The 1,845-nt window shown below is 58.5% G+C and carries 2 protein-coding genes; one reads left to right on the top strand and one right to left on the bottom strand.

Features of this window, described 5'->3' with window-relative positions; all coding sequences use genetic code 11:
- Positions 1-243: 243 nt before the first annotated feature.
- On the top strand, positions 244-1,269 hold the full coding sequence (locus tag FSO04_RS45645; RefSeq protein WP_154567988.1) for a YncE family protein: 1,026 nt from the start codon (positions 244-246) through the stop codon (positions 1,267-1,269).
- Positions 1,270-1,336: 67 nt separating this feature from the next.
- On the opposite strand, the gene FSO04_RS47315 is transcribed toward FSO04_RS45645, so the two are convergent.
- Positions 1,337-1,845 (bottom strand): energy transducer TonB (locus FSO04_RS47315; protein WP_174825361.1); only part of this gene is annotated, 509 nt, incomplete at its 5' end.

The following is a 1,845-nucleotide window of genomic DNA, read 5'->3' as shown; positions in this document are numbered from 1 at the left end:
GCTTCCACAATTCGTCGTCAATTATTGGCTTGCCCATCCCCTTGACTCCGTCGTCACGACGACCAAGGTTAACAGCATGTCCATGAAGTTAACAGCCCCTTCAAGTCTTTTTGAAACCGTCTCTTAGCTAAGGAACAAAAGGCGGACCAATATTTCAAGTTGGTAATCCATTCGTTATCGTGTGGTTGGGATCTATGCGGTAGCGTGTCATTTTGAATTCCGCTCCCTACCTACCCGACAAAAATGATGCCGATCACCGCCCGTCTACTTGCCCTTGCATGCCTCAGCTTTGCGTCGATATCCTTTGCAGCAAGACCGTCGGCCAGCCCCCTGGCGGTTCTCTCGACCACGCCGCTACCAGACGTCACCGGCGGCGACTTCGACCACTTTGCAGTCGATCTGGCTCATTCCCGTCTGTACGTGTCAGCTGAGAAGTATGGGTCCATCGAGGTTTTCGGATTGCCGGACGGCCAGCACCTTGCAAGTGTAAAGACGGTCGCGAGGGCTCCGCACAAGATAGTATTGGCGAACGACGGTAAGGAACTGCTTATAGCGGATGCGGGCGATGCGAACGTCAAGGTTGTCGACACGAAAACCTTCAAGGTCAAGAAAGTCGTTCCGCTCGAGCCGCAGCCGGATTCCGGCATCGCGGATCGACCGGGCGGCATTTTCTACGTCGGCAACGGAGGTGTGCAATCGCATAAGGGCAACGCCTACATCAGCTTGATTTCGCTTGCCCACGATTCCGTCGTCGGGAGAATCGATGTTCCTGCGGGACAACTGAAGGCGATGGTCATCGACCGTTCCACCCACCGCCTGTTCGTGAACATGCGCGAAAAAAACGAAATCGGCGTTATCGATCTGAATACCCGCAAGTTGGCGAGTATCTGGCATGTTCCCGGTCCAAGCCTCAATTCGGCCATGGCATTCGATCCGAAAACGAGGCGCCTGTTCATCGGGTCACGTAACCCCGGCAAGCTGTTCGTCATGGACGCGAGTAACGGCTCGGTCATACAGTCTCTCGATATCGTAGACATTTCGGATGACATGACGTTCGACGCGCTGCATCATCGCCTCTACGTGACTGGCGCCGGCGGCCTCGATGTCGTTAAACAGGTCGATTCGAACCATTACGCCATTGAGCAGCATATCGACACTCTCGGTGGCAAGACCTCGATCTATATTCCGTCGCTACAGAGGTTGTACGTCGTCCACACGAAGGGCCCCCAGGCATCGGAGGCCGGACTCCAGGTGCTCAGCGTCCGCTGACACGGGCGACTTCGACCACGTTAGTGTCGCCGTCGAAGTTCATGTTCCAGGCGCAGGACGCGATTTTCTAGTCTGTCTGGGTGAAATCAAAGGACTGTTCGACGACAACCTGATCGTCGCCGTCGACCTTGCATTGGTACTGAGTCATCGCGCGCCGTACCGACGCGTCAAAAACCCCCGGGGGCGTCGACTTGACGATGTCGACACGGACGACCTTGCCGCCTTTGATCGTGGCGCGCGCCGTTACTGCGCCGACAATTCCCTCAGCGAGCGCCCGCGGCGGCATCTCCGGCTTGGCCTCTACGGGGCAAACGATTGCAATGTCGGCCGGCTCCGCGGGAGCCGCCGTCGTGTTGCCGGACGCCGCGGCTGTGGGGCCGGGCATGCTTGGCGCAGCCTGCGTATTGGAGGGCGCGTCCTGCGTTGCGACCGCGACCGGTGCGACGGTTGGCGAAGCAACGTGCCGTTGTGCTGGCGCGGCCGGTCGTGCAATGGGTCTGGGCGCCGGCGCCTCCGATTGCTGCCTCACGATCTTCTTGATGACTGGCGGCGGCGCCCAGACCCATTGCACGACCG

Origin of the sequence: Paraburkholderia madseniana (assembly GCF_009690905.1) — a bacterium.
Classification (GTDB): domain Bacteria; phylum Pseudomonadota; class Gammaproteobacteria; order Burkholderiales; family Burkholderiaceae; genus Paraburkholderia; species Paraburkholderia madseniana.
The sequence above is the reverse complement of the archived record's forward strand: the minus strand, read 5'-3'. Positions and strand labels throughout refer to the sequence as shown.